Origin of the sequence: Nitrosospira sp. NpAV, from assembly GCF_000832065.1 — a bacterium.
Taxonomy (GTDB): domain Bacteria; phylum Pseudomonadota; class Gammaproteobacteria; order Burkholderiales; family Nitrosomonadaceae; genus Nitrosospira.
In genome coordinates, this window is record NZ_JXQM01000013.1 from 17,224 (window position 1) to 42,163 (window position 24,940).

At 53.8% G+C, this 24,940-nt stretch carries 30 protein-coding genes; 21 read left to right on the forward strand and 9 right to left on the reverse strand.

All coding sequences use genetic code 11. From position 1 onward, the window contains the following. Nucleotides 1-151: 151 nt before the first annotated feature. Nucleotides 152-622 (forward strand): VOC family protein, encoded by a 471-nt coding sequence (locus tag SQ11_RS08650; RefSeq protein ID WP_041513767.1) that lies wholly within the window; start codon nt 152-154, stop codon nt 620-622. 76 nt (nt 623-698) lie between these two features. On the opposite strand, the gene SQ11_RS08655 is transcribed toward SQ11_RS08650, so the two are convergent. Further along, entirely contained in the window at nt 699-896 is a 198-nt protein-coding gene (locus SQ11_RS08655) for a hypothetical protein (protein WP_041513768.1), read from the reverse strand. Between the two features lie 77 nt (nt 897-973). Between SQ11_RS08655 and ccmA the strand changes: the two genes are divergently transcribed. The 9 genes from ccmA (at nt 974) to ccmI (ending at nt 8,324) form a co-directional block, all read left to right on the forward strand. Continuing rightward, nucleotides 974-1,594, forward strand: a complete 621-nt coding sequence (gene ccmA / locus SQ11_RS08660) for a cytochrome c biogenesis heme-transporting ATPase CcmA (RefSeq protein WP_041513769.1) — start codon at nt 974-976, stop codon at nt 1,592-1,594. Between the two features lies 1 nt (nt 1,595). Beyond that, a complete protein-coding gene (ccmB, locus tag SQ11_RS08665) occupies nt 1,596-2,255 on the forward strand; it encodes a heme exporter protein CcmB (RefSeq protein ID WP_041513770.1) in 660 nt (219 codons plus the stop codon). Nucleotides 2,256-2,429: 174 nt separating this feature from the next. Continuing rightward, a complete protein-coding gene (gene ccmC / locus SQ11_RS08670; protein WP_041513771.1) occupies nt 2,430-3,170 on the forward strand; it encodes a heme ABC transporter permease CcmC in 741 nt (246 codons plus the stop codon). Nucleotides 3,171-3,199: 29 nt separating this feature from the next. Then, nucleotides 3,200-3,364 (forward strand): heme exporter protein CcmD, encoded by a 165-nt coding sequence (ccmD, locus tag SQ11_RS16795; RefSeq protein ID WP_306463973.1) that lies wholly within the window; start codon nt 3,200-3,202, stop codon nt 3,362-3,364. Next, nucleotides 3,348-3,797, forward strand: coding sequence for a cytochrome c maturation protein CcmE (gene ccmE, locus SQ11_RS08675; RefSeq protein WP_041513772.1), 450 nt, complete (start codon nt 3,348-3,350; stop codon nt 3,795-3,797). The genes ccmD and ccmE overlap by 17 nt, the downstream gene beginning before the upstream one ends. Before the next feature lie 96 nt (nt 3,798-3,893). Beyond that, nucleotides 3,894-5,933: a heme lyase CcmF/NrfE family subunit gene (locus tag SQ11_RS08680; RefSeq protein WP_041513773.1), complete on the forward strand. Its 2,040-nt coding sequence runs from the start codon at nt 3,894-3,896 to the stop codon at nt 5,931-5,933. After that, a complete protein-coding gene (locus SQ11_RS08685; RefSeq protein WP_041513774.1) occupies nt 5,930-6,454 on the forward strand; it encodes a DsbE family thiol:disulfide interchange protein in 525 nt (174 codons plus the stop codon). The genes SQ11_RS08680 and SQ11_RS08685 overlap by 4 nt, the downstream gene beginning before the upstream one ends. Continuing rightward, entirely contained in the window at nt 6,451-7,002 is a 552-nt protein-coding gene (locus tag SQ11_RS08690) for a cytochrome c-type biogenesis protein (RefSeq protein WP_232297945.1), read from the forward strand. The genes SQ11_RS08685 and SQ11_RS08690 overlap by 4 nt, the downstream gene beginning before the upstream one ends. Further along, nucleotides 6,999-8,324: a c-type cytochrome biogenesis protein CcmI gene (gene ccmI, locus SQ11_RS08695; protein WP_041513775.1), complete on the forward strand. Its 1,326-nt coding sequence runs from the start codon at nt 6,999-7,001 to the stop codon at nt 8,322-8,324. The genes SQ11_RS08690 and ccmI overlap by 4 nt, the downstream gene beginning before the upstream one ends. A gap of 199 nt (nt 8,325-8,523) precedes the next feature. Here the strand turns inward: ccmI and SQ11_RS08700 are convergent, their stop codons facing one another. Continuing rightward, a complete protein-coding gene (locus SQ11_RS08700; protein ID WP_052494113.1) occupies nt 8,524-8,964 on the reverse strand; it encodes a DoxX family protein in 441 nt (146 codons plus the stop codon). A gap of 59 nt (nt 8,965-9,023) precedes the next feature. Beyond that, nucleotides 9,024-9,920, reverse strand: a complete 897-nt coding sequence (locus tag SQ11_RS08705) for a pirin family protein (protein ID WP_052494114.1) — start codon at nt 9,918-9,920, stop codon at nt 9,024-9,026. A gap of 169 nt (nt 9,921-10,089) precedes the next feature. Here SQ11_RS08705 and SQ11_RS08710 point away from each other — a divergent pair, with 169 nt between their 5' ends. From SQ11_RS08710 to SQ11_RS08720, 4 genes are all read left to right on the forward strand, one after another. Next, nucleotides 10,090-10,980 carry a LysR family transcriptional regulator gene (locus SQ11_RS08710; RefSeq protein ID WP_041513776.1) on the forward strand — a complete coding sequence of 297 codons (891 nt, stop codon included), beginning with the start codon at nt 10,090-10,092 and terminating at the stop codon, nt 10,978-10,980. A 115-nt stretch (nt 10,981-11,095) separates the two neighbouring features. Continuing rightward, complete coding sequence (locus tag SQ11_RS17250; protein ID WP_156972450.1) at nt 11,096-11,353, forward strand: hypothetical protein; 258 nt, start codon at nt 11,096-11,098, stop codon at nt 11,351-11,353. A 29-nt stretch (nt 11,354-11,382) separates the two neighbouring features. After that, nucleotides 11,383-11,544: a hypothetical protein gene (locus SQ11_RS17255; RefSeq protein ID WP_156972451.1), complete on the forward strand. Its 162-nt coding sequence runs from the start codon at nt 11,383-11,385 to the stop codon at nt 11,542-11,544. Between the two features lie 7 nt (nt 11,545-11,551). Next, the gene (locus tag SQ11_RS08720; protein ID WP_041513778.1) at nt 11,552-11,809 is read left to right on the forward strand and encodes a hypothetical protein; all 258 of its coding nucleotides are present in this window, start codon (nt 11,552-11,554) and stop codon (nt 11,807-11,809) included. Here the strand turns inward: SQ11_RS08720 and SQ11_RS08725 are convergent. Together SQ11_RS08725 and smpB are read right to left on the reverse strand one after the other, a co-directional pair. Continuing rightward, on the reverse strand, nt 11,790-12,800 hold the full coding sequence (locus SQ11_RS08725; protein WP_041513779.1) for a COX15/CtaA family protein: 1,011 nt from the start codon (nt 12,798-12,800) through the stop codon (nt 11,790-11,792). The two genes, SQ11_RS08720 and SQ11_RS08725, sit on opposite strands and share 20 nt — an antisense overlap. Before the next feature lie 80 nt (nt 12,801-12,880). Further along, the gene (gene smpB, locus SQ11_RS08730; protein WP_041513780.1) at nt 12,881-13,324 is read right to left on the reverse strand and encodes an SsrA-binding protein SmpB; all 444 of its coding nucleotides are present in this window, start codon (nt 13,322-13,324) and stop codon (nt 12,881-12,883) included. Nucleotides 13,325-13,460: 136 nt separating this feature from the next. On the opposite strand from smpB, the gene SQ11_RS08735 reads away from it, so the two are divergent. The 5 genes from SQ11_RS08735 (at nt 13,461) to SQ11_RS08755 (ending at nt 18,384) form a co-directional block, all read left to right on the forward strand. Beyond that, nucleotides 13,461-13,898 (forward strand): type II toxin-antitoxin system RatA family toxin, encoded by a 438-nt coding sequence (locus SQ11_RS08735; RefSeq protein ID WP_041513781.1) that lies wholly within the window; start codon nt 13,461-13,463, stop codon nt 13,896-13,898. Next, nucleotides 13,885-14,232, forward strand: coding sequence for an RnfH family protein (locus SQ11_RS08740; protein WP_041513782.1), 348 nt, complete (start codon nt 13,885-13,887; stop codon nt 14,230-14,232). The genes SQ11_RS08735 and SQ11_RS08740 overlap by 14 nt, the downstream gene beginning before the upstream one ends. 247 nt (nt 14,233-14,479) lie before the next feature. Beyond that, nucleotides 14,480-15,940: an IMP dehydrogenase gene (guaB, locus tag SQ11_RS08745; protein ID WP_041513783.1), complete on the forward strand. Its 1,461-nt coding sequence runs from the start codon at nt 14,480-14,482 to the stop codon at nt 15,938-15,940. A gap of 161 nt (nt 15,941-16,101) precedes the next feature. Next, nucleotides 16,102-17,664, forward strand: a complete 1,563-nt coding sequence (guaA, locus tag SQ11_RS08750; protein WP_041513784.1) for a glutamine-hydrolyzing GMP synthase — start codon at nt 16,102-16,104, stop codon at nt 17,662-17,664. An 84-nt stretch (nt 17,665-17,748) separates the two neighbouring features. Then, nucleotides 17,749-18,384, forward strand: a complete 636-nt coding sequence (locus tag SQ11_RS08755; RefSeq protein ID WP_084226790.1) for an SRPBCC family protein — start codon at nt 17,749-17,751, stop codon at nt 18,382-18,384. A gap of 112 nt (nt 18,385-18,496) precedes the next feature. On the opposite strand, the gene SQ11_RS17260 is transcribed toward SQ11_RS08755, so the two are convergent. The 4 genes from SQ11_RS17260 to SQ11_RS08770 form a co-directional block, all read right to left on the reverse strand. Beyond that, nucleotides 18,497-18,646 (reverse strand): lmo0937 family membrane protein, encoded by a 150-nt coding sequence (locus SQ11_RS17260; RefSeq protein ID WP_156972452.1) that lies wholly within the window; start codon nt 18,644-18,646, stop codon nt 18,497-18,499. Nucleotides 18,647-18,759: 113 nt separating this feature from the next. Then, complete coding sequence (locus SQ11_RS08760; RefSeq protein WP_041513785.1) at nt 18,760-18,978, reverse strand: CsbD family protein; 219 nt, start codon at nt 18,976-18,978, stop codon at nt 18,760-18,762. A gap of 105 nt (nt 18,979-19,083) precedes the next feature. Further along, complete coding sequence (locus SQ11_RS08765) at nt 19,084-19,671, reverse strand: BON domain-containing protein (protein ID WP_041513786.1); 588 nt, start codon at nt 19,669-19,671, stop codon at nt 19,084-19,086. A gap of 309 nt (nt 19,672-19,980) precedes the next feature. Continuing rightward, nucleotides 19,981-20,985, reverse strand: a complete 1,005-nt coding sequence (locus SQ11_RS08770) for a sulfate ABC transporter substrate-binding protein (protein WP_041513787.1) — start codon at nt 20,983-20,985, stop codon at nt 19,981-19,983. 318 nt (nt 20,986-21,303) lie between these two features. On the opposite strand from SQ11_RS08770, the gene SQ11_RS08775 reads away from it, so the two are divergent. After that, nucleotides 21,304-23,370, forward strand: a complete 2,067-nt coding sequence (locus SQ11_RS08775) for an ATP-binding protein (protein WP_041513788.1) — start codon at nt 21,304-21,306, stop codon at nt 23,368-23,370. A 498-nt stretch (nt 23,371-23,868) separates the two neighbouring features. Continuing rightward, on the forward strand, nt 23,869-24,666 hold the full coding sequence (locus SQ11_RS08780; RefSeq protein ID WP_041513789.1) for a PEP-CTERM sorting domain-containing protein: 798 nt from the start codon (nt 23,869-23,871) through the stop codon (nt 24,664-24,666). Nucleotides 24,667-24,940 lie beyond the last annotated feature (274 nt).

The window sequence follows — 24,940 nt, forward strand, 5'->3', positions numbered from 1 at the left end:
CGGATATGCGTCCACCTGTCTTATCCAGCGGCTAATGGGAGGAAGCGCCTGATAAGCATCTGGCAAGGTTAAGAAACAGGTAGGGTATCGAGAAAGCATCTTATTCAGATCAGGACAATTTTGTCCAACTTCACTCAAAAGGAACACAGATATGACCACCAAACCCATCCCCGATGATTACCACGCCGTGACCCCGTATCTGCTGATCAAGGGTGCGGCTGAGGCTATTGAGTTTTACAAGCGGGCATTTGGCGCAACGGAATTACTCAAAGTCGCTTTGCCTGACGGCAAGATCGGGCACACCGAAATCAAAATTGGCGATTCCCGCATCATGATGGCTGACGATTGCGGTACGGAAGGTGCATTCCGGAACCCGCAATCATCCGGCGGCACATCTGTGGGTCTGCATCTGTACGTGGAAAATGTTGACGCGCTTTTTGCCCGGGCCGTTGACGCGGGCGCCAAGGTCGTCAGGCCCGTGCAAGATCAATTTTATGGTGACCGGATGGGTACGCTGCAAGACCCCTTTGGGCATATCTGGTTCATCGCAACTCACAAGGAAGATGTCTCCCCGGATGAAATCAGGCGGCGCGCCGAGTCAGCGTGCAAACAAAGCACGTAAAATATAGACGCCAATAAGCGCAGCCCATTGCGCTGCACACCGATTCCCAATATATATTTCCCCTGCCTGATTATCGTCATATCGGCATCCGGGCGGCACATACCTGCGCATTGTCAATCTGCCGCAACGGCAAGGTGACGACTCGCTCACCCCGCACATGGATTCGCCGGGAGAAGCGGCGCGCCGGATATGACAACGTCACGCCTTCATCATCCATGGGATGATATTGCCAGACATGCGGCGCAATACGATATGCTGCGCGTATGGCGCCCATCCCTTGCCACGTTTATTGCACCCTGCGCCTCACTGCTTCCCAATACGCTATAATCCCGCTTTTTTTGCCTTCGACAAATGCCAACGCTGGAAGGAAACCAACTGGAATGTGTGCGCGGCGACCGCCGATTATTCCGTGACGTCAATTTCTCGCTCGAAGCAGGCGGATTGATGCAGGTTCAGGGGCCCAATGGCAGTGGCAAAACCAGTCTTCTGCGCATGCTGTGCGGGCTGGCGGCGCCCGCCCATGGCGAAATCCGTTGGAATGGCACTGAAATTCGCACTCTGGGGAGTGATTATTACGGGGCAATGAGCTATCTCGGGCATTTGGGTGGCGTCAAGGACGATCTGACCGCCATTGAGAACCTGCGCATTTCCAGTGCGCTGGGAGGTGTCGAAATCGATGAGCGTAAAGCCCATGACGCGTTGCAGCACATGGGGCTGGGGGGGCGCGAATTATTGCCGGCCAAGGTATTGTCGCAAGGACAGCGGCGCAGGGTCACGCTGGCGCGCCTGTTGGTATGCGGGACCGTGTTATGGATACTGGATGAACCCTTGACGGCGCTCGACACCACCGCCGTGAAGCTGATGCAAGGCCTGATGGAACAGCATCTGGAACACGGTGGCATGATCGTGATGACAACCCACCAGGAGATCGAGATAGCCGCCCTTACAACCCAGCGCTTGCAGCTCGCCTGATATGTTTCTTTGGATAATACAGCGTGACCTTCTGCTTGCGATGCGGCGGCGGTCGGATGTCCTGACCACGCTGTTTTTTTTCGTCATCGTCGTGAGCCTCTTCCCCCTCGGCGTGGGGCCGGAGATGGCCATGCTCCGGATCATGGCGCCGGGTGTGGTATGGGTGGCCGCGCTGCTGGCCTCGATGTTATCGCTGGGACGGATGTTTGCCAGCGACCATCTGGATGGCACGCTGGAACAGATGCTGCTCTCGCCCCAGTCGCTCCCTCTCCTGGTACTGGGCAAGGCCTTGGCCCACTGGCTGGTAACGGGTGTGCCGCTGGTGCTGATGGCGCCCGTGCTGGGTATCCAGTATGACCTGCCCGGAGACGCGCTGCTGGTGCTGACCGCCTCGCTGCTGCTGGGAACGCCGGTGCTAAGCCTGATTGGCGCAATCGGCGCGGCGCTCACCTTGGGATTGCGTGGCGGCGGCGTACTGGTTTCGCTGCTGGTATTGCCACTCTATATTCCTGTATTGATTTTTGGCGCGGGCGCGGTAGAGGCAAGCACCGCCGGCTTGGGAGCTGGCGCGCATATGTCGCTGCTGGGGGCCTTCCTGCTGGCATCCCTGGTATTGGCGCCATGGACGGCGGCTCTGTCGCTAAGAATTTCAATGGAGTAAAGGACTCTCGGGAAATACTCATCACATCGGGTTGCCGGCACCCGCGGAGACCCGCAAGGACTTATTCAGGGAGTTCCTAAAGAAACCAATTCTGAATTCGAGGTTTTTAGTTTAAAATTGCGAGTTACGCACCTGAAGCGCAAAACCTAGGATACGGAATTAGTATTTTTTAACATGGCGATAAACTGGTTCAAATATTCTTCTCCGGCAAGTTTCTATTTTCTTGCCGGTAAAATGATCCCGCTGTTTTCCATTGCCGCAATATTATTATGCGCGGCAGGGCTTTATATCGGCTTCTTTGTGGCCCCCACCGATTTTCAACAGGGTGAGGCTTATCGCATCATTTTCATCCATGTTCCCGCCGCCTGGATGTCCATGTTCCTTTATGTGGTGATGGCGATGTGGTCCGGCATTGGCCTTGCCTTCAATACGCGGCTTTCTTCCATGATCGCCACGGCCATTGCGCCGACCGGGGCAATGTTCACCTTTCTGGCATTGTGGACCGGTGCGCTGTGGGGCAAGCCCATGTGGGGAACATGGTGGGTATGGGATGCGCGGCTCACTTCGGAACTGATTCTGTTATTCCTTTACATCGGCTTCATGTCACTGCAGGCGGCAATCGACGATCCGCGTCGCGCCGACAAAGCCGGGGCGATGATTGCTCTGGTGGGCGTGGTGAATATACCCATCATTTATTTCTCGGTAAAATGGTGGAATACCCTGCATCAGGGTGCCTCCGTAAGCATTACTCAATCTCCCAAAATGGCCACCACCATGCTGACCGGCATGCTGATCATGTCGCTCGCATGCTGGATGTACGCGATTGCCGTCGTGCTGATACGCACGCGGGCCGTTATCCTGGAACGTGAACGTCACACCGTGTGGGTAGGTGAGTTGCAAGGGGCCGCGCGGTGAACTGGGCCAGCGTGTCGGATTTTCTGGATATGGGCGGATATGGATTCTACGTGTGGGGGTCCTATCTGGTGGCGCTTATTTGCATAGTTGGAGAGATTATTCTTGTTTTTAACCGCAAGCGAACTTTGCTCCGGCATCTCAGTCTGATTCATCAGTCAACTAAACAAGAGAAAACAAATGAAACCGCGTCATAAAAAATTGGCAATAATCGCGTCCGGCGTGACTGCGCTGGGTGTTGCTTCCATACTGGTATTGAATGCGTTTCAAAGCAATCTGGTATTTTTCTTCAGCCCCACCCAGGTGGCGGCCAACGAAGCTCCTGTGGGCAGGAGCTTTCGCATCGGCGGCCTGGTCGAAGAAGGCAGCGTCAGGCGTCAGGCCGATGGCGTGACGGTGAATTTCGTCGTGACCGACACCGCGAAAGTGATTCCGGTAGTCTATACAGGTATTCTTCCCGACCTGTTCAAAGAAGGCAAAGGTGTTGTCGCCCAGGGAAAACTGGCTGAAAACGGCGTTTTCCGCGCGGACGAGGTACTTGCCAAGCACGATGAAAACTACATGCCGCCGGAAGCGGCAAGCGCCCTGGAACAAGCAGATAAGGCACGAAAAACGGTGCTGGTGCAATAACCGCCAGCTCGCGAGGCGATAAAATTTTCTCCCTGATGCAAACAGGCCGACCATGGCCATAAGTCCGATTCTCCAACTTATAATCCATAACTCACCATGATCCCAGAACTCGGTAATTTCGCTCTGATCCTCGCGCTGCTGCTGGCGCTGATACAAGGTACCCTGCCTGTTATTGGTGCGGCCCGCGGCATTCCCTCATGGATTGCGCTGGCCCGGCCCGTGGTTCAGGGCCAGTTTGTGTTTATCGCCATCGCATTCTTTTGCCTGGCCTACTCGTTCGTCAACAACGATTTCTCGGTAATGAACGTCGCCCAGAACTCCAATTCCAAGCTGCCGCTGGAGTATCGTTTCGCCGCGACCTGGGGCTCGCACGAAGGCTCATTGCTGCTGTGGGTTTTCATGCTGTCGGCTTGGTCGGTTGCCGTCAGCGTATTCAGCCGTCGCCTGCCGAATGAAATGGTGGCGCGGGTGCTGGGTGTGATGGGACTGGTCAGCGTGGGTTTTCTGCTATTCCTGCTCCTTACTTCCAATCCCTTCGACCGCCTGCTGCCCGGCGCCCCGGAGGGCAGTGATCTTAATCCCCTGCTGCAGGATCCCGGCATGGTATTTCATCCGCCCATGCTCTATATGGGCTATGTGGGATTCTCCGTCGCATTCGCTTTCGCCATTTCTGCGCTGCTGAGCGGTCAGATGGATGCAACCTGGGCGCGCTGGTCCCGCCCATGGACCACCGTCGCATGGCTGTTCCTCACCATCGGCATCATGCTGGGCAGCTGGTGGGCCTATTATGAGCTCGGCTGGGGCGGCTGGTGGTTCTGGGACCCGGTGGAAAATGCCTCCTTCATGCCATGGCTGGTAGGAACCGCGCTGGTTCACTCACTGGCGGTAACCGAAAAACGCGGCAGCTTCAAGAGCTGGACCGTGCTGCTGGCAATATGCGCATTTTCCTTGAGTCTGCTCGGTACATTCCTGGTTCGCTCGGGCGTGTTGACATCCGTTCATGCCTTTGCAACCGACCCCAAGCGCGGTATTTTCATCCTGGCATTCCTGGTTGTTGTCATCGGAGCCTCCTTGCTGTTATTCGCTTGGCGGGCGCCCAAGATTGGCCTGGGCGGGAAATTTGAGCTGCTATCGAGAGAATCGTTGCTGCTTGGCAATAACCTGTTGATGATGGTGGCGGCGGGCAGCATTCTTCTGGGTACCCTTTATCCGTTGCTGATGGACGCGCTTGAACTCGGCAAGATATCGGTTGGGCCGCCCTACTTCGAAGCGGTATTCGTGCCACTGATGGCGCCGGCAGTTTTCCTGATTGGGGTGGGTCCGCTTGCGCGCTGGAAGCAGGCAAGCCTGCCTGAGCTGGCGGTACGTCTGCGCTGGGCGTTTGGCGTGAGTGTCGTCACCGCGCTGTTGATGCCGTTTGTCATGGGTGAATGGAAACCATGGGTGAGTTTCGGTTTACTGCTGGCTTTCTGGGTCATTGCCAGCATAGTGGTGAGCCTGCTTCAGCGCATGCAAAACAGCGGCAAGCAAGGTCTGTTCGCGAAGCTTGCCGCGCAATCGCGCAGTTATTACGGCATGCATTTCGCGCATCTGGGCATAGCGGTATTCATTATCGGCGTAACGGTGGTCGGGGGTTATGAAACCGAAAAAGACGTGCGCATGGAAATCGGCGATACGGTCGAAGTCGGCGGCTACACGTTCCGTTTCAACGGCTCAAAAAAAGTGGCAGGTCCCAATTACATGTCCGATATGGGTGACATAGACGTATTGCGTAACGGCGAAAAAGTTCGCAGCATGGAACCGGAAAAACGGGTTTACGCCGCATCGGGTATGGCCATGACCGAGGCCGCGATAGACACGGGTATATTGCGCGACCTCTACGTTGCCTTGGGTGAACCGCTGGAAAATGGAGCGTGGGTGGTGCGGGTTTACCATAAGCCATTTGTGGATTGGATCTGGTTCGGATGTTTGCTGATGGCATTCGGAGGCGCGTTGGCGGTCACCGACCGGCGGTATCGCCTGGCAATACGCAAGCAACGTGAAGAGATCGACGACAGGAAAGTTGCCGGCAAGAAACTCCCGGTCGGCAGAAGAGCGCCGGCTGGGCCTCTGATTCCGGGAGGCAGGAAGGCATGATGCGTTTCCTGCTGCCACTGGTAGCATTTATCGTACTGGTCGCTTTTCTGCTGATTGGTCTGGGCCTCAATCCGCGTCAGGTGCCTTCGCCGTTGATCGGAAAGCCCGCTCCCGAATTCCAGCTGGAGCAATTGCATGAATCGGAAAAGACGCTTACATCCAAGGACAATCTTGGCAAGGTATGGCTCTTGAATGTTTGGGCCTCATGGTGTGTTTCATGCCGCGAGGAACACCCGTTGCTGGTTGAATTGGCCAAATCAGGGATAGTGCCCGTCTACGGCCTGAACTACAAGGATGAGCGCGACCTGGCTTTGCAGTGGCTAAGGCAATTCGGTGATCCTTATACGGTCAGTATCCGCGACCCGGAAGGGCGAACGGGTATTGACTATGGTGTCTATGGCGTTCCGGAAACCTATGTGATCGACAAGAATGGGGTTATTCGATACAAACAGATTGGCCCGGTAACGGTAGAGGCACTGGAGACAAAAATTCTGCCACTGGTAAGGGAATTACAGGGATGAGTCTGATGTTTCTATCCGGTCCGCTGGACCTGGGCTGCCGCCAAACCCGCGCCGGAAGGCGGGGCGAACTTCTCAAGGCAAGTAGAATTTTCCTGCTGCTCGTCTTGGTGCTCGCACTTCCTTCGAGTTGGGCCAAAGAAGCCGCGCCGGTGGCGGAGGATCCGGAGATTGAGCGGCGCATGATTCATCTATCTGAAGATCTGCGCTGCCTCGTATGTCAGAACGAATCGCTGGCGGGTTCACGGGCGGATTTTGCCAACGACCTGCGACGTGAAATCCGTGAGCAAATGAGAGCAAACAAGAGCGACAAGGAAATTATCGATTTTCTGGTCGCCCGGTATGGCGATTTCGTGCTTTATCGCCCACCGGTTAAATCCACAACACTATTCTTGTGGTTTGGCCCGTTCATTTTTCTGGCAATAGGGGCGGTACTCCTGGTGGTTTATCTCAAACGCCGCCGCAGGCAGATTGAAGACCCGGTGCTATCCGAGCACCAGCGCGAGCAGGCTGAAGCCTTGCTAAAGGAAGGCAAGGGTAACAACGCATGACATCATTTTGGGTTGTAGCCGGCATTTTTATTGTCGGTGCTCTGCTGTTCGTGCTTCCTACGCTGCTGAGAAAGAAAAATCATCAAACCGGCACGGCACGCAACTCCACCAATATCAGTATCTATCGTGATCAGCTGGCCGAACTCGATAACGATTTGCGCAGCGATACTCTGACACGCGAGCAATACGAGCAAAGCAAGCGGGAACTGCAACAGCGGATGCTGGAAGACATTCCCGACGGAGAATCCATGACAACAGCTACGCTGATGGCCGGCGGCAACCGTAATGTCGCGACCATTGCACTGGTGGTACTGGCAATACCGCTGCTGGCGGTTTCACTGTATCTCTGGCTGGGCAATACGCGGGCGCTTACCCCGCAGCCCGCTGCCGAGCAAATGCCCATGGGGGGAATGACGGACGAAGGAGGTCATCAGAATTTTTCGACGGTACTGGAGAACCTGACCGCACGCCTCAAGGAACAGCCGGATGATGTGGAAGGCTGGATCATGCTGGGACGAACCTATGCAATCATGCAGCGCTTTCCCGACGCCAAGGTTGCCTATGAGAAAGTGATGGCCATGGTCCCGGAAAACGCGGAACTCCTGACCGATTATGCCGATATTGTTGCGATGACGAACAATGGAAGCCTGATGGGGCAACCTCTGGAACTGATCAATAAGGCGTTGCGTCTCGACCCCAAGAATCCCAAGGCGCTGGCATTGGCGGGCACGGCCGAATTTGAGCAAAAAAGATTCAGCCAGGCGGCCGTATACTGGGAACAATTACTGGCACTCGTCCCGCCGGAGTCCGAGTTGGCACAGTCTGTAAGCAACAGTATTGCCGAAGCAAAATCATTGGCTGCAGGAAAAGGCAGCACACTGGCAAGGGCACAGGAGCAGGCGCCGGGAGGTCAAAATCCTCCGCCCGCCGGGAACAAGCCGGGACAGGCCGCCGCCGCGGGCGCCGCTGCGTCGGGTGACGGCACGCTTTCCGGAAAAGTAACATTGAGCCCCGCCATGGCCGGTAAGGCGTCTCCCAATGACAGCTTGTATGTTTTTGCGCGCGCCAAGGCGGGTCCGAGGGCGCCGCTGGCGACGCTGCGCCTGCAGGTCAAGGACTTGCCAGCGACTTTCTCGCTGAACGACTCGATGGCCAGATCCGGCGTGCAGCTATCCAGCTTTCCCGATGAAGTGGTGGTAGGTGCCAGAATCTCAAAATCCGGATCTCCCATGCCGCAAAGTGGCGATCTGCAAGGCTTGAGCCAACCCGTCAGGGTAGGTGCCAAGGGGATTGATGTGGTAATCGATCAGACGTTACCCTGACCCGGGCTACCGCGTAATTCCCGAGAAGTTATCCATACCAAAACATCGGGTGCAATAATGCGTGGAACGTTAATAAGCAACGCACATTGCGCCGGATGATAATCCACCCCAATACCCCACCACAATTACCGTCCGCTTAATTATCATTGCACCCTGAAAGTCGTATTGGGGTGCACGGATTCTTCCCTGCCAAGACCGTTCATGGCTGTGGCCGGAAATGGGTTTTCATATTTTCCAGGCCGTAACCGCGACGCGTATCAATGCTGAATGCGCCGGCGCCAAAGGCCGCTACTTGGAGCAGCCCACCCGTTATCGCGATATTCTTCAACAGCATGATGAATTGGGTCTGGTCGCCGATGGCGTTATGAAACAATGCACCCGCGGCCACGGTAAAGGTAGCCAAAGCCAGTGCGGCAATGCGTGTCCTGTAGCCCAATGCGAGCATGAGGCCGCCAATGATTTCCACGCCTATGGCGATCGCCAGCACCAGTGCCGGAAAAGGCAAGCCGATCGACGCGATATAGCCTATGGTCATTTGCGGAGCGGCGGCTTTACCGAAGCCGCTTATCAGGAAGATTGCCGCCATCATCAGGCGACCGACCATTGGAAGGGCGGGAAGTGCTTTTTCATTGCTGTTCATGGCAACTCCTTAAGTAAGAGTAATTAATTGAGGGATCCGGATATGACGACGTGGCGGCTTCAGGCGGAATACTCAGGAACCCGAATGTGGCGTTTTCGATTGAGTAGGTTCTCAGATTGAATCTGCCGGCCGATCCTTCTGATTTCAGCCTCGCCACGTTCGAGCGCCTCAGAACTCGTGTGCACGGAGTAGTAACCCAGGGCCAATTCGTGGGGATGCCCGATGGAAGAGCCAAGGATAAATTCGGTATCTCCATTCGCGCCGAAATCGATGGCTTGGCTTGACTCTTCAAATACAGCAATCTCGTTTTGCAGCGTCCAGTCCGCGGTGCGTAGTTTTCCCCGGTGCGTAGCAACCCAGGCGACGATGTGACCGGCTGGCGGCTGGTAGTGCCAGCGTTCGCCATCCTTCAGGCGTACGTGCAGATAATTCATCGGCATGCGAGTCCTGATCGGGCTCTCCGCCTGGCCGTACCGGCCGAGAATGACGCGCGCCGGGCCGCTCGACGGCACTTGCTCCGGAGAAAGGTACCGGCTATACGCTGATCCGTTTTCGTCTTCCGGGGGCAATGCCACCCATAGTTGATAACCCTTCAAGCGTTCGCCCCCGGCAATGCCACCGCCATGCCATACCCCGCCGCCAGCATTCATCCATTCGACGCCGCCCGCGGACAGTATTCCCTGCTTGCCGGTGCTATCGTAATACCCGGTCTTTCCTGACAGCGGCAGAGTCACGGTCGCGATGCCAGAATGCGGATGCATGTTCATCGGGGGTCCACCTGGCGCCACGTCAAAGTAGTCGAGAAACACAAAAGGCTTGATCAGATTACCGAGATCGGATGGGCTGACGAGACGAGTCAAGCCCCCATGGTTGCTGCCCTGGGTGCGATCACGCACACGCCGCTCGGAAAGGGTATTCCTATTGAAAAAGAGTGTGCCTTCAACGATTGCATTCATTTTTTTCTCCACTTGATTTATGTCCTTCTAGCATGCGTGTTTCGATCTCGAGAGCACGTATCTGGATTGCTTGAGTGTGTTTCCGTATTTCTGAAGTGACATGTTAAATACTGGATTAATATCTGTGAAGACTATATATTTAGATACAACATATCGTTAGGAGAGATAGATGCTCGATGCGATGTCCTTAGATCAGCTGCGCACATTCATAGCTGCCGCGGATGAGGGAAGTTTTTCGGCTGCCGGTCGCAAATTGCGCCGGGCGCAGTCGGTCGTAAGCCAAACGCTGGCCAATCTGGAACTGCAAGTAGGGTTTACTTTGTTTGATCGAAGCGGCCGCTATCCTAAACTGACAGAGGCAGGGAAGGCATTGCTCACGAATGCGCGCGTCGTCATCAGTAGCATGGACGCATTCAAGGCAAAGGCGCGAACCCTGGAAGAGGGGTTGGAACCGGAATTGGCCGTCGCTGTCGATGTGATGTATCCCATTGCAGCATTGACCGCGGCGGTGGGCGAATTTCACGAAGCTTTCCCCGCGATGCCGCTGCATCTATATGTCGAGGCGCTTGGCGCGGTGATGCAGCCCGTTCTGGATGGACGCTGCCGCATCGGGATAACCGGCCAGGTTCCCGAGGTGCCGGCAGACTGCGCTTCCGATTATCTATTGAGTGTGCAAATGGTGACGGTTGCGGCGCCGTCTCACCCATTGGCGAAACAAGCGGGTGCCGTTGCCCGAACCGATGCGGCCAATCACATGCAGCTTGTTCTTACCGATCGTTCCACTCTGACGGACGGGCGCACTTTCGGCGTTCTTGCGTCACAAACCTGGCGGCTCGCAGACTTGGGCGCGAAACACGCATTTTTACGGGCGGGTTTGGGTTGGGGCAATATGCCCCTGCCAATGGTCGAGGACGATCTGTCGCGCGGAACCCTGGTTCGTATCGAACTGGAGCCGTATTCTGTTACCGGCACCTGGCTTTCCATGTACGCGATTCACCGCAAGGATACGCCGCCCGGGCCGGCGGGCCGGTGGTTCGTGGAAAAATTGAAGCAAAGATAAAAACGTGCGCAGTCGTGTCAACTCATGCGCCTTCGGATCGGGAGGCTGCGGAGGCGGCCCTCCGCCTGAGATGGCCAAGGCGTATAGTTTTCCTATGCAATGACGAGCAACGTGCATGGCTGTTCAGCGAACCCTTAAAAATGACGAGATTGGTGCCAGGCAAGGCGCGAGGAGGCGCATAGTTTTCCTATGCAACGACGAGCAACGCCGCATGGCGGTCCAGCAAACCCTTAAAAATGACGAGATTGGCGCCAGGCAAAGCGCGAGGAGGCGTATAGTTTTCCTATGCAATGACGAGCAACGTGCATGGCTGTCCAGCGAACCCTTAAAAATGACGAGATTGGTGCCAGGCAAGGCGCGAGGAGGCGCATAGTTTTCCTATGCAACGACGAGCAACGCCACATGGCGGTCCAGCAAACCCTTAAAAATGACGAGATTGGCGCCAGGCAAGGCGCGAGGAGGCGCATAGTTTTCCTATGCAACGACGAGCAACGCCACATGGCGTCCAGCAAACCCTTAAAAATGACGAGATTGGCGCCAGGCGAGGCGCGAGGAGGCGCATAGTTTTCCTATGCAACGACGAGCAACGCCACATGGCGTCCAGCAAACCCTTAAAAATGACGAGATTGGCGCCAGGCAAGGCGCGAGGAGGCGCATAGTTTTCCTATGCAACGACGAGCAACGCCACATGGCGGTCCAGCAAACCCTTAAAAATGACGAGATTGGCGCCAGGCAAGGCACGAGGAGGCGCATAGTTTTCCTATGCAACGACGAGCAACGCCGCATGGCGGCTATCTCGTCATTTTTAACTAGCGAAGCTGGTGATTGACCCAAAGGGCGGCGGTAAACAGCAGCAGCGCGCCAGCCTGGTGGGCTGCCGCCAGCGGTAGCGGAACAACCAGCAGCAAAGTGGCAATGCCGAGACTTATCTGCACCATCAGCATGATCAATAGCAGATTGCAGGCAAGATGGGCCGAACCGGGAAGCGGCAGATTTTTGGATTTAAACCAGAAAATGGGTACCAGAATCGCCAATGTCCATGCGATCAGGCGATGATCGAATTGTACCGTCGCCATGTTATCGAAAAAATTGCGATACCATGGCTCCAGCATGAATATCTCGGGTGGAATGATGTGGCCGTTCATTAATGGAAAGGTGTTATAGGCCAGCCCCGCATGGATACCCGCCACGAACCCTCCCGATAGAACCATGACGAAAATAAGTGTGGTAAGTCCCAGGGAGAAGCGGCGCAAACCTCGCAACTTTATGTTCCCATGCGATATGTCGGCAGGAGAAAGCAACCCTAGCGCCACCCGGAACATCGCGGCATAAATAATGAATGCAAGCCCCAGATGGGCTGTCAGCCGATATTGACTGACATGTGGATTATCAACCAGACCGCTTTTTACCATATACCATCCCATCGCGCCCTGCAATCCACCCAGCACGAAAATTCCTGTCAGCTTGAGGCCCAATGGCCGGTCAATTCCTTTCCGGGCGAGAAAATATACAAATGGAATGAAGAAGGCCAATCCGATAACGCGTCCAAGCAGCCGGTGAAAATACTCCCACCAGAAAATGCCCTTGAATTCCTCCAGGCTCATGCCGAGATTGACTTTTTGGTATTGAGGTGTCTGATGGTATTTCTCGAAAAGCACTTCCCAATCGCTTTGACTGAGGGGAGGAATCGTGCCGACGATGGGTTGCCACTCGACGATGGAAAGCCCTGAGTGGGTAAGCCGCGTTACACCGCCGACAACCACCATGGCAAATACCAGCGCGCAGCAGCTCAACAACCAGATGGCAATGGGTTTTTGCATGATAAAATAGAAATTTGCGATAGGCGGAAGTTAATGATTCATGGCTGACTGGAAACAGATCGAATGCGGCATGCGGGCGGTTATTTCGCGCGCATCAGGCGTTGCTTGTCACGCATCCACTCTTTCTGCTTCTCGGATTCGCGTTTGTCATGCTGTTTCTTGCCTTTGGCCAGCCCTATTTCAAGCTTGATTTTCCCGGCCTTGTAGTGCATATCCAGCGGCACCAGAGTATAGCCAGCGCGCTCGGCCTTACCAATGAGCCGTTTGATTTCATCCGCGTGCAGCAACAATTTGCGGGTACGGACCGGGTCCGGGTGGATATGGGTGGATGCCGTCGGTAAAGGACTGATATGGCAGCCAATAAGAAACAATTCACTGTTGCGGATTATGACGTACGCTTCCTTTATCTGCACCCGTCCCGCGCGGATTGCTTTGACCTCCCAACCTTCAAAAACCACGCCGGTTTCATATTTCTCCTCGATGAAATAATCGTGAAAAGCTTTCTTATTCTGAACGATACTCATGTGGCAAGAAAAAGGGTGAGTTCCACGCGGGTTTCGTGTATTTTAACAGCTTTCAATGGGGTCTCGGTGGATCATAGCGCCGGGATGATAAATGAGTGTGAAATGAGCAGTCAAATGCCGGATTCAGGTTTATTCCATGGCTGATATAGAGAAATCAGTTCTGGTCGGCTATTCCGCGAGCCAGATGTTTGCGCTGGTTGACGCAGTCGAAGCGTATCCCGATTTTCTGCCGTGGTGCGGCGGTTCATCCGTTCGCCATCAGAACGAAACCGTTACCCACGCGACCGTCATGATCAACTATCATCATATCAAGCACAGCTTCACTACCGAGAATACCCGGTATCCCCCGGAATTGATCAACATCACCCTGCTGGACGGACCTTTCCAGAACCTGGATGGCCATTGGCGTTTCATCCCTCTGGCGGAAGATGCCTGCAAGATAGAGTTCCGCCTACACTACACCTTCTCGCACATATTTCTGGAGAAGCTGGTAGGGCCGGTGTTTTTCATTATCGCCAACAGTTTCGTGGAAGCATTTATCGCACGGGCGGAAGCGGTCTATGGACATTCCTGAATGCGCAATAGAGATCGAAGTCGTTTATGCATTGCCCGACAATCAGCTTATGCGGCGGTTGAGTTTGCCGGCTGGCGCCACTGCGCGGCAAGCAGTGGCGCTTTCCGGAATCATCAGCCTATGTCCGGAAATTGACCTCTCGCAAAACAAGCTGGGCGTATTTGGCAAACTGGTCAAAGCCGATGCGATCCTGCGTGATCGCGATCGTGTGGAAATCTACCGGCCATTGGCCGTCGATCCTAGAGAGGCTCGCAGAAAACGCACGGAAGATTTCAAGGCAATGAAGAAAAATAGAATGGTGGGCATGGATACATCCAAGAGCGGGCGCCTGTAAATGGCGGGCAGACAATGCAGCTATCCGATTCCGGTGCACCCCTCTCTCATGACTTTCGATAACTCTAAATCCGGCGGTTGATTACTCATTTTCCGGATCGACGCCGCCATTTAAATAGGTTTTCCCTACTCTTCGATTTTCACGGTTATGGGGAGATTCTTCTACACCAGGATCACGAACCATCAAGATCAGGGTCCCCGTAACCTCCGTGTTTCGCTATAATGCCGCTTTGTGAAGGATCAATATCATGCGATTGGTTGAAAAAGCCCTGACCTTTGACGATGTTTTGCTGCTTCCCGCCCACTCCGTGGTTCTGCCACGCAATGTTAATTTAGCCACTCGGCTCACTCGCGCAATTTCTCTCAATATCCCGCTGGTTTCCGCCGCCATGGATACCGTAACCGACTCGCGGCTTGCCATTGCCCTAGCGCAGGAAGGCGGCATCGGCATCGTCCACAAGAATATGCCGGCAGAATACCAGGCGGCGCATGTCGCCAAAGTCAAACGCTTCGAAAGCGGTGTGGTCAAGGAACCCATCACCATTCCCCCGGACATGACGGTGCGTGAGGTGCTCAGTCTCATTCATAAGTACAAGATATCCGGTTTGCCGGTGGTGGAAGGCTCGAAAGTCGTGGGTATCGTCACCAACCGGGATCTGCGCTTCGAAACCAACCTGGATCAGCCCATCAAGAATATCATGACGCTGAAAGAGCGGCTGGTGACGGTGAAGGAAGGCACCACGCGCGAAGAAGCCATGGCATTGTTGCATAAATACCGGCTGGAAAGAGTATTGGTGGTGAATAGCGATTTCGAATTATGCGGATTAATCACCGTCAAGGACATTGTCAAAACCTCGGAGCATCCCAATGCCTGCAAGGATGACCTGGGTCGTTTGCGCGTCGGAGCCGCGATTGGTGTCGGCGAAGGCAGCGAGGAACGCGCGGAGGCCCTGGCCGAGGCAGGAGTGGACGTGATTGTGGTGGATACGGCTCACGGTCATTCCCAGAGCGTGCTTGAGCGGGTACAGTGGGTAAAGAAACGCTTTCCTCAAATTCAGGTCATTGGCGGCAATATCGCCACCGCCGCCGCGGCCAGGGCGCTGGTCGACCACGGTGCCGACGGTGTCAAAGTCGGAATAGGCCCTGGCTCGATTTGCACCACGCGCATTGTCGCCGGTGTGGGCGTGCCGCAAATCACCGCGATCAAGAATGTATCGGACGCATTGAGCAATACCGGTGTGCCCTTGATTGCGGATGGAGGTATCCGTTATTCCGGGGATGTCGCCAAGGCAATCGCAGCCGGCGCCAGCTCTGTAATGTTGGGTGGATTGTTCGCAGGTACAGAGGAATCACCCGGGGAAATCGAGCTTTTTCAGGGACGCTCCTATAAAACCTATCGCGGCATGGGCTCGCTTTCCGCCATGCAGCAAGGTTCAAGCGATCGCTATTTCCAGCAGGCCGAAAAGGATGCGGAGAAACTGGTGCCCGAGGGCGTGGAAGGGCGCGTACCTTTCAAAGGCAGCGTAATCGCCGTGATCCACCAGCTCATCGGCGGGATACGCTCGGGCATGGGCTATCTCGGCTGTGCGACCATTGATGACATGCATGCCAAAGCCGAGTTCATCGAGATCACCTCCGCCGGTATCCGCGAATCGCACGTTCATAACGTCCAGATTACCAAGGAGGCACCCAATTATCACGTGGAATAGTTAAAAAGTGACCAGATTGCCGCAATGCCGCGTTGCTCATCGTGGCATATGAATACTATGCGCCTCCTCGCCCCTTGCCTGACGCTAATCTAGTCATTTTTGACATTTCCCCGTGGTTTTGCCTGTTTGAAACTGCGATTTAAGGATTTCTGACGCGCCCCATGCATCAAAAGATACTCATCCTGGACTTCGGTTCCCAATATACCCAGTTGATTGCCCGCCGCGTCCGGGAAACCAATGTCTATTGCGAAGTTCATCCATGCGACGTCAGTTCGCAATTCATCCATGACTTTGCACCGCGAGGCATCATTCTTTCCGGCGGCCCCGATTCCGTTGCGGAGGACGAAACGCCGCGCGCCCCGCAAATTGTTTTCGAGCTAGATATTCCAGTACTGGGAATTTGCTACGGTATGCAGGCGATGGCGGCGCAGCTGGGCGGCGCGGTCGAAACCTCGAAAGTACGGGAGTTTGGCTATGCTGAGGTGCGGGCGGGAGGTCAAACCGCGCTGATGCGTGATATTCACGATCGTACCGATGCGGAAGGCGAGCCAGTTCTGGATGTATGGATGAGCCATGGCGACAAGGTAACGGCGCTTCCTCCCGGTTTCAAGGTGATGACCAGCAATGCCGCCACGCCGAATGCGGCCATAGCCGATGAGGTTCGCAAGTTTTATGGCATGCAATTCCACCCCGAGGTCACCCATACCCTGCAAGGTAAAGCCATTATCGAGCGGTTCGCACATGAGATTTGCGGAGTCGGTTATGACTGGAACATGCCCGATTTCATGGAGGAGGCGATCGGCAGAATTCGCTCTGAAGTGGGCATGGATGAAGTCATTCTGGGTTTGTCTGGGGGTGTTGATTCATCGGTCGCAGCGGCACTTATTCATCGTGCAATCGGAAAACAGCTTACTTGCGTATTTGTGGATAATGGCCTGTTGCGGTTAAACGAGGCCCGGCAGGTAATGGATACGTTTAGCAGGAACCTGGGTGTAAAAGTCATCCACGTCGACGCCGGCGAAGACTTTCTCGGCCACCTGCAAGGCATTGCCGATCCCGAACAAAAGCGCCGTATCATCGGCCGGGAGTTTGTAGAAGTATTTCAGCGCGAAGCCGCCCGGATCGCCAATGCCCGTTGGCTTGCCCAGGGAACGATTTATCCGGATGTGATTGAATCCGCCGGCGGTAAAACAAAGAAAGCCCATACCATCAAATCCCATCATAATGTAGGCGGTCTACCCGACACACTGCATTTGAAGTTGCTGGAACCCCTGCGTGAACTGTTCAAGGATGAGGTGCGTGAACTTGGCCTCGCGCTGGGCCTGCCGCACGATATGGTGTATCGCCACCCCTTTCCCGGCCCTGGCCTAGGTGTTCGCATTCTGGGGGAAGTCAAGTACGAATACGCCGAGTTGCTGCGGCATGCCGATGCGATTTTTATCGAAGAATTACGTACTTCCGGCTGGTATGAAAAAGCATCGCAAGCCTTTGCCGTCTTCCTGCCGGTAAAGTCCGTGGGCGTAATGGGCGATGGACGCACCTACGATTACGTGGTGGCATTGAGAGCGGTAAAAACGGAAGACTTTATGACTGCCCACTGGGTGGAGCTCCCCTATGCCCTGCTGGCTAGGATTTCCAATCGCATTGTGAATGAGGTTCGCGGCATCAATCGCGTGGTGTACGATATCTCCGGCAAGCCACCCGCAACCATTGAGTGGGAGTAAATTTGCATCAATCGAAGTTTTTCAGCAACTTCGATAAAGGATATTGGTTTTAATCTTACGAAACCAGTTCTATAATCCTATTCGATGAAGATAAATGCCATATCCGTCGCTCTTCTGCCGCTCCTGTTTCTCGGCGAGCCGGTGCTGGCCGAAGGGGAAAAACAGGCAGAGAAATTAAACGCGTCATCAGGGGTGAATCCGGTCCCCCAGATTGCCCAGCGGCACGATACCGACATTAGGGTTAAAGTTGAAAATGATGGTGAGCAAATCATCATAAACGCAACTTTTACTGTTCCGGTCGAGCCCCAGCTGGCCTGGGCAGTGCTGACAGACTTCGATAACATACCCAATTTTATTTCCAGCGTCCAGTCCAGTAAAGTTGTCGGAAGATCGGGCAACGATGTGCATGTCGCCCAATATGCAGTGGAAAAATATGCCTTTCTAACGATTTCGCTTGAATCAGTGCGAAAGATTAATTTGACCCCTTTCAGGAAGATCCACGAACGCATGATCAGCGGCAGCATGCGTAAAATGGAAGAAACAACGCAACTATTGCCGGAGGGGAATCACACGCGTATCGTCTACCGCGCAGAGATTATTCCTGATGTCTGGATTCTGCGGTTTATAGGACCCCATTTCATCGAGAACGAAGCGCAAAAGCAATTTCAGGAAATATCCAACGAAATAATGAGAAGAAAACGGGTACTCGCCAGCGGATAGTGTACCGGTAGTTCGGCGGGATGAAGAGTGAGATTTCTTGGGTACGGAGGGAAGGTTTCCTCTCCACGCCCGCCCGGCGGCGAGCGTGCTGGAAACCAGAATCCCCGATCCCCTACAGAGGCCTGCGGCCACTAATGACTCTAAGTAACACAACCACGATGGCGATTACCAGCAGAACGTGGATAAAGCCACCCATGGTATAAGAACTCACCAGCCCCAGCAGCCATAAAATGATCAGAACGACAGCAACGGTATAGAGCATGATATTCTCCTTTCATGTTTTAACCTGGTTATGAATATCCCCATTCGCCCAGATATAAGAACTATCGCCATTCAAGAGTAATTTGCCTGGAGAGCGCTGCCGGATTCTATTCCTTATTTAGGAGGATATACGTCCTTCTGGTTTTTTTCCCAGGTGGAAATCTGCTTTTCCGCCTCCTCCTTTGTAATCCCGTACGATTCCTGAATCTTCCCCGAGAGCTGATCCCGTTTTCCCGCAATCACATCGAGATGATCGTCGGTCAGCTTGCCCCACTGTTCCTTGACTTTACCCTTGAATTGTTTCCAGTTACCTTCAACTTGATCCCAGTTCATTTTTCACTCCTTCCATATGGTTTAATTGGATAATTAAGGTGTAGCAACTCTATTTCTACATTCCATTAGCTTGATGCGCATTTCCGGCTGATTGAGTGTTTTTTCTTACTTCTTGATCTCCAGTTCATTAATAACATTCTTCACGCCCTCAACCCCGCGCGCAATCGTCGTCGCCTGGTCGATCTGAGTCTGATTGTTCACAAAACCGCTAAGCTGAACCTCGCCGTCGCGCGTAACCGCAGCGATATCCAAACTCTTGATACCCTCATCGGTAAGCAACGCAGCCTTCACTTTAGTGGTAATGACAGCATCATCTATTTTGTCGCCTATCGTCGTCGCGGAAGTTTTTAAGTCCATCTTGTTATCCACGTTTTTAACACCCTGGACACCTTTGGCGACTGCAATGGCGCGATCAATCTGGGTCTGGTTATCCACAAAACCGCTAAGTTGAACCTCGCCCTTGCGCGTCTCGACCTTGATATCAAGGCCCTTGACACCTTCATCGGCAAGCAGCGCGGCTTTCACCTTGGTAGTGATGGTGCCGTCATCAATTTCCGTTCCTACCGTGGTTTTAGCCGCGGGTTCAGGCCCTGCGGGGGCAGCCGCCTTCTCACCGCTTTTTCCGCAACCGGCAATGGATAGCGCGCTGACAAGCGTGATGGCGACAACGAGTAATCTATTTTGGGTATACATGCTTTTTCTCCATGATTGAATTGAAACTCCCGGCAGGCTGCTACAGGCATACTCTGCTCAACGGTTGCAATCATCCCTTTTAGATGCCAACTGATCCGTGCGGTGACACACATAATCGGGAAAAATGCCAAATGAAGTTTTGGCTGCTCAATTAGAGCAAACGGCGGGAAGTAAAAAGGATGATCGACGGGAGTGGCGCGACTAAAGACTTGAAAGGGAAGTGAGGATGATTCTAGATCGCCCGGCTATTGGCCGGGTCAAGCCATGTCTTATTACCAGTCCCGCCGATGACGCGTGGCTCAGGTCGCGTTATTTGGCTTGTATCTGATCAAAAACGCCGCCATTGGCAAAGTGCGTAAGTTCCGCCAATCTCCAGCCACCAAAAACTTCATCAATGGTGAACAGATCCACGGATGGAAATTGCATCGCGTATTTTGCGGCTATTTTCTCATCACGTGGGCGGTAGTAATGTTTGCCTGCGATATCCTGCGCCTTGGCGGTATGGAGATACTCAACATAAGCCTTGGCTACTTCGCGCTCACCACCCGCCACCATGTTGTCCACGATACTGAGGGAGGGTTCGGCCAGGATTGACATGGTCGGGGTGACTATCTCAAACTTGTCGCCATTGTGGCCTCTGAGAACCCGGTGGGCTTCGTTTTCCCATGTCAGCAGAACATCGCCGGTGCCATGCTCGACAAAATTTGTCATCGCATTGCGGGTGCCGGAATCCAGGGTTTTGACATTGGCAAACAATTTCCCGACAAATTCAAGTGCATTCGCTGCGCTCCCGCCAGGTTGCTGGAGCGCGTATCCCCAAGCCGCGAGATAATTCCAGCGCGCGTCGCTTGAAGTTTTTGGATTGGACGTGATCACCTCGACACCCGGCCGTATGAGATCATCCCAGTCTTTTAGCTGCTTGGGGTTGCCCTTGCGTACCAGAAACACAACGGTCGAAGTATAGGGCGAGCTGTTCGGTGAGGATCCTTGCCAATCCGGCAACGTGAAGCGGGTATTCTTTTTGAGTGCCTCGGCATCATACGATAAAGCGAGTGTGACAACGCCAAGCCCATCCATAACGGCGCGTACCGGCACACCCGATTCACTATGGGCCTGTTTGATCGTAACGGTTACACCGGATCGCGCTTTCCAGTGTCTGGCGAATGCCTCATTGAGATCCTCATACATTTCCCATGCGGGATCAGATTTATGGTTATAAGAAATGGTATGCAAAGCGGCTGCGGCCACTCCTAAACTAAGTAGAATTACAAGGAGCGCAAAAATAAAACGGGAGTGATATAAACTCATTTTCATTTCCTCCAGAGTAATTACCAGAAATAAAATTTAGCATTTGTTTATTTCACGGGCGTTGCATAAAAATGAAGAAATTGAGTAACCCGTTTTACCTTGCGTCGCCCCGCAAGTGCATACTGGAAATTCTGCTAACTGGAAATTCTCGCGTGCTCAAACGATTACGATGAATCATGGTACGGTAGCTCACAGCCCGAAATGCCCCCAGTCCTGGAGGGGCGGAAATCTGGATTCAGAAAATAAATGGCAATCCAGGCACCGCCAAGTATAGAATTTTGGCTGCGACAGCGTTGGTGAGACTAGCGAACGGAGTAAACCCCGGTGAATATAAAAAGCTTTACCAAGTTTTCCAATGTCGCCCTCGCGTTGCTACTTACCGGAATAGGGGCGCTGGTATTTCACTCGCTGAGCATCCAGCAAGAGATTTACAGCAGTGAACGGCATCGGTTCCGCGCCTTTCTGCTTGCCGATGAACTCCTCCAAAGCTCTGAAGATCTCACCAACATGGCGCGCTATTACGTGGTGACCGAAGATCCTAAGTATGAGCAGTTTTTTTTCCAGATACTTGATATCCGCGAGGGCAGACGGGCGCGGCCTCTGAATTATTCCGCTCCCTATTCGCACCTGCTGGTGGCGGACGAAATACCCGTTGCCGAGGAGGGTGAAAAGATCCCATTGCTCGAACTCATGCATCGGGAGGGTTTCAGCGACCAGGAATTTACCCTGTTGAAAGAATCCAAGGAGAATTCGGACAATCTGGTTCTTCTTGAAAAGCGGGCATTCGCGGCCATGAAAGGCCTTTATGATGACGGGCAAGGTAATTTCACGGTACGCCGTGCGCCCGACCGGGAATTCGCCATGGATTTATTGTTTGGTGAGCGATATGTCGCCAAGAAGGCTGCCATTATGATACCGATCCAGAAATTCCTGGATTCATTCAATGAACGCATGCTGGCCGAATCAAACGTCGGTTCCGCCCGGCTTGAGCGCCAAATCATGTTTGAAATGGTGCTTATTTTTATTACGCTGCTTGCTACTGCAGGTATCATTTTTTATACCCGTCTCGGGATATTGCAGCCTCTGGCCGAGCTCGGCCGCCAGGTGGCCGGTATCACGCGCGGCACTCGTCCCAGCCGTTATGGCCAAAGCGCAAGCAATGAAGTGGCGGCGCTTGGCGAAGCCTTGATCCTGGCGGACGCGGAGAAGAGGCAATTACTTGAGAATGAACGGCTGGCCAGGAATGAAGCCGAGCGGGCCAGTCAGCTTAAGGATGAATTTCTGGCAACGCTCTCTCATGAACTTAGAACACCGCTGAACGCGATTCTGGGATGGTCCCAACTTATTTTGAACGGAAACATGAAGGGAGAGGACGTTCATCGGGGCCTGGAGACAATTGAACGAAACGCTCGCGCACAGAACAAGCTCATTGAGGATCTTCTCGAAATGAGCAGCATTATTTCCGGAAAGGTAAGACTCGACATGCAGCAATTGGATGTGTCCGCGCTGGTCGAGGCGGCGGTCGAATCGGTGAGTCCAACAGTACAGGCCAAGGGAATCAGCCTGCAAAAAGAAATCGACCGGCGCACCGGCCCCGTCTCGGGCGATTCCAACCGGCTGCAGCAGATTTTTTGGAATCTCCTGTCCAATGCAATAAAATTTACGCCCAAGGGAGGGAAGATAGAAGTTATGGTGGAGCAGATAGGCTCTTATCTCGAGATCAGGATCACAGACTCTGGTCTCGGCATTTCACCTGATTTCATGCCCTATGTTTTCGATCGCTTCCGGCAAGCTGACGCCTCGCTGACTCGACAGTATGGCGGTCTCGGTCTGGGCCTTGCCATCGTGAAGCAGCTGGTGGAACTTCATGGTGGAACGGTCCGGGCGGAAAGCGCCGGCACGGGTAAGGGGTCGTCATTTATCATAAACCTGCCGCTGGCAACGAGTGATAAGCGGAGAAACGAGCCATCGCCCCTGACACGGGATTCCTTCGAAGGCGATAATTCCGTGCTCTCCGGAGTAAAGGTGCTAGTGATTGACGACGAACTCGACGCACGTGAGCTTATCAAGCGAATACTCACTCACTATCAAGCCAGTGTGACCACCGCCGCGACCGCGTCACAGGGACTCATGCTTCTTTTACAAATCGACAAGCCCGATGTGATCATCAGCGATATTGGCATGCCCGAGAAGAATGGGTATCAGTTGATCCGGGACGTGAGAAAACTTTCCCGCGAGGATGGCGGCGAGACGCCCGCTATCGCACTCACGGCATTCGCTCGTCCGGAAGACAAGATCAGTGCGATAAACGCGGGTTATCAAGGACATCTCACCAAACCGGTGGAGCCGCGGGAACTGATCTCAGCAATTAGCAGGCTCATAGGACGATAGCGAAAATCGCCGCTGTTTGTCTCCTGCAAGCTTAGGTTCATCGACAACCGCTTTATCTCATCCATGCCCATCCCTCCTTCTCGACTCATGTCATATAAGTAATCGTGAAATAATCCTTCAGGATCTCGCTGAGATCTTATGCAATCATATTATTTCATGCCGCCGCCTTCACCATCAATCCTGATTGTATTTCTCTTACATCCTTATCTCCGTTTCCTCGTCGCAACCCTTCCGTCATAACCTTTCCTATGAGAGCCGCGATACTTTCAATAGATCCATGAGGCACAGGCTCGCCAATCCTAGGCCTGCGTCAATTGTCACCTGTGACAATGCGTCGCATGTGACAAACCGCCGCATGTGACAATATGCCACATTGATTTGTTGATATGGATAATGAATACTCAGTCGTATTGGTCTGGCTGACCAGCCTGACCGATGTGCTGTTTGCATTTCCATTATCCAGTTAGTTGTCCAACAATATTAATCAAGAGGCTCCGTATGAAAAAATCACTCAAATACGCACTTTTCGTGGCAGGTATGACTTCCCTGCCCGCAATGGCTCACATCGGCTATACCGGCCGCAATTTCGGCACCTTTGACGATACTTACGCCATGTCCACCCGGTCGGGCCAGGCGGTGACCGGCAATTACGGCTGGATCGACGGAACAGATGCCGATTACGGCGATGCTCATAAAACGCTCGCCTACCGGTTTACCTTGCTCAACCCCACCGACGTGACGCTTTCATTCCGGCAGACAACCTCCCAGGTCACCGACCATAGTGGCAACGTTTCCACTTCGCAACTCGGACTGATACCCGGTTTCTCACTCTTTCAGGGACTTGCGCATGTTGCCCCGATGGGGGCGGATTATGATTCTTCAGATATATCCAAGGCGAACCGGCCCGATTATACGGAGGGTTCATTCCGGGCATTGAACGATTGGAAAATCGGCAACGACCCGGATACCACCAATGGCATACCCGCCGCCCTGAGCTTTTTCAAATATATCGGCCATGCCTACGACGGTACAGGTTTTGGCTCGGATGGCACGGCGGATGGCATGGTATCGCAGACGTTCATGAACCTGGCGCCCGGTGATTACTCGGTGTTTCTGGGCGGCGCGGATTATCTGTCTCAGGATGCCTCCAACCCAAATCTCATGAGTAAATATGGCGTTACCGGCACTCTGGTGGCCGGCGTGGTGCCCGAACCGGAAACCTACGCCATGCTGCTGGCCGGCTTGGGGCTGATGAGTGCCATGGTGCGCCGGCGTAGATCAAGCGGGAATCTCTAGATACCGCGAAGCACCTGCACCATTCCATTCTCTCGTTCCATTTCCCACGTTACGGGTTCGTTCATTCCCCGGAGAACTCGATACCACCGGCTGAGGGTGGTGGGCCAGGTTATAAACTGAAAGTCCGGATACGCGTCGACTGGACGATGCGTATCCTTTTAATATCCTGATTTGAAAGGCTGCACTTAGCCGGCGGGTGCGACAAATTGTCGCGCGGCAATATGCCACATTCCCAAACAGATTTTTCCCCCTTACACTTTCCTGGTCAGCTTGC

Bases quoted from the DNA above. Each gene is read 5' to 3' on its own strand.
- ccmE (WP_041513772.1), top strand. From the start codon at position 3,348: ATGAAACCGCGTCATAAAAAATTGGCAATAATCGCGTCCGGCGTGACT.
- SQ11_RS08690 (WP_232297945.1), top strand. From the start codon at position 6,451: ATGAGTCTGATGTTTCTATCCGGTCCGCTGGACCTGGGCTGCCGCCAA.
- SQ11_RS08680 (WP_041513773.1), top strand. From the start codon at position 3,894: ATGATCCCAGAACTCGGTAATTTCGCTCTGATCCTCGCGCTGCTGCTG.
- guaB (WP_041513783.1), top strand. From the start codon at position 14,480: ATGCGATTGGTTGAAAAAGCCCTGACCTTTGACGATGTTTTGCTGCTT.
- SQ11_RS08765 (WP_041513786.1), bottom strand. From the start codon at position 19,671: ATGTATACCCAAAATAGATTACTCGTTGTCGCCATCACGCTTGTCAGC.
- ccmB (WP_041513770.1), top strand. From the start codon at position 1,596: ATGTTTCTTTGGATAATACAGCGTGACCTTCTGCTTGCGATGCGGCGG.
- SQ11_RS08735 (WP_041513781.1), top strand. From the start codon at position 13,461: ATGGCTGATATAGAGAAATCAGTTCTGGTCGGCTATTCCGCGAGCCAG.
- SQ11_RS08720 (WP_041513778.1), top strand. From the start codon at position 11,552: ATGCAACGACGAGCAACGCCACATGGCGTCCAGCAAACCCTTAAAAAT.
- guaA (WP_041513784.1), top strand. From the start codon at position 16,102: ATGCATCAAAAGATACTCATCCTGGACTTCGGTTCCCAATATACCCAG.
- ccmD (WP_306463973.1), top strand. From the start codon at position 3,200: ATGGGCGGATATGGATTCTACGTGTGGGGGTCCTATCTGGTGGCGCTT.
- SQ11_RS08700 (WP_052494113.1), bottom strand. From the start codon at position 8,964: ATGAACAGCAATGAAAAAGCACTTCCCGCCCTTCCAATGGTCGGTCGC.
- SQ11_RS08685 (WP_041513774.1), top strand. From the start codon at position 5,930: ATGATGCGTTTCCTGCTGCCACTGGTAGCATTTATCGTACTGGTCGCT.
- SQ11_RS08725 (WP_041513779.1), bottom strand. From the start codon at position 12,800: ATGCAAAAACCCATTGCCATCTGGTTGTTGAGCTGCTGCGCGCTGGTA.
- ccmI (WP_041513775.1), top strand. From the start codon at position 6,999: ATGACATCATTTTGGGTTGTAGCCGGCATTTTTATTGTCGGTGCTCTG.
- ccmC (WP_041513771.1), top strand. From the start codon at position 2,430: ATGGCGATAAACTGGTTCAAATATTCTTCTCCGGCAAGTTTCTATTTT.
- smpB (WP_041513780.1), bottom strand. From the start codon at position 13,324: ATGAGTATCGTTCAGAATAAGAAAGCTTTTCACGATTATTTCATCGAG.
- SQ11_RS08655 (WP_041513768.1), bottom strand. From the start codon at position 896: ATGGGCGCCATACGCGCAGCATATCGTATTGCGCCGCATGTCTGGCAA.
- SQ11_RS08755 (WP_084226790.1), top strand. From the start codon at position 17,749: ATGAAGATAAATGCCATATCCGTCGCTCTTCTGCCGCTCCTGTTTCTC.
- SQ11_RS08740 (WP_041513782.1), top strand. From the start codon at position 13,885: ATGGACATTCCTGAATGCGCAATAGAGATCGAAGTCGTTTATGCATTG.
- ccmA (WP_041513769.1), top strand. From the start codon at position 974: ATGCCAACGCTGGAAGGAAACCAACTGGAATGTGTGCGCGGCGACCGC.
- SQ11_RS08780 (WP_041513789.1), top strand. From the start codon at position 23,869: ATGAAAAAATCACTCAAATACGCACTTTTCGTGGCAGGTATGACTTCC.
- SQ11_RS08705 (WP_052494114.1), bottom strand. From the start codon at position 9,920: ATGAATGCAATCGTTGAAGGCACACTCTTTTTCAATAGGAATACCCTT.
- SQ11_RS08710 (WP_041513776.1), top strand. From the start codon at position 10,090: ATGCTCGATGCGATGTCCTTAGATCAGCTGCGCACATTCATAGCTGCC.
- SQ11_RS17250 (WP_156972450.1), top strand. From the start codon at position 11,096: ATGGCTGTTCAGCGAACCCTTAAAAATGACGAGATTGGTGCCAGGCAA.
- SQ11_RS08770 (WP_041513787.1), bottom strand. From the start codon at position 20,985: ATGAAAATGAGTTTATATCACTCCCGTTTTATTTTTGCGCTCCTTGTA.
- SQ11_RS17255 (WP_156972451.1), top strand. From the start codon at position 11,383: ATGGCGGTCCAGCAAACCCTTAAAAATGACGAGATTGGCGCCAGGCAA.
- SQ11_RS08650 (WP_041513767.1), top strand. From the start codon at position 152: ATGACCACCAAACCCATCCCCGATGATTACCACGCCGTGACCCCGTAT.
- SQ11_RS08760 (WP_041513785.1), bottom strand. From the start codon at position 18,978: ATGAACTGGGATCAAGTTGAAGGTAACTGGAAACAATTCAAGGGTAAA.
- SQ11_RS17260 (WP_156972452.1), bottom strand. From the start codon at position 18,646: ATGCTCTATACCGTTGCTGTCGTTCTGATCATTTTATGGCTGCTGGGG.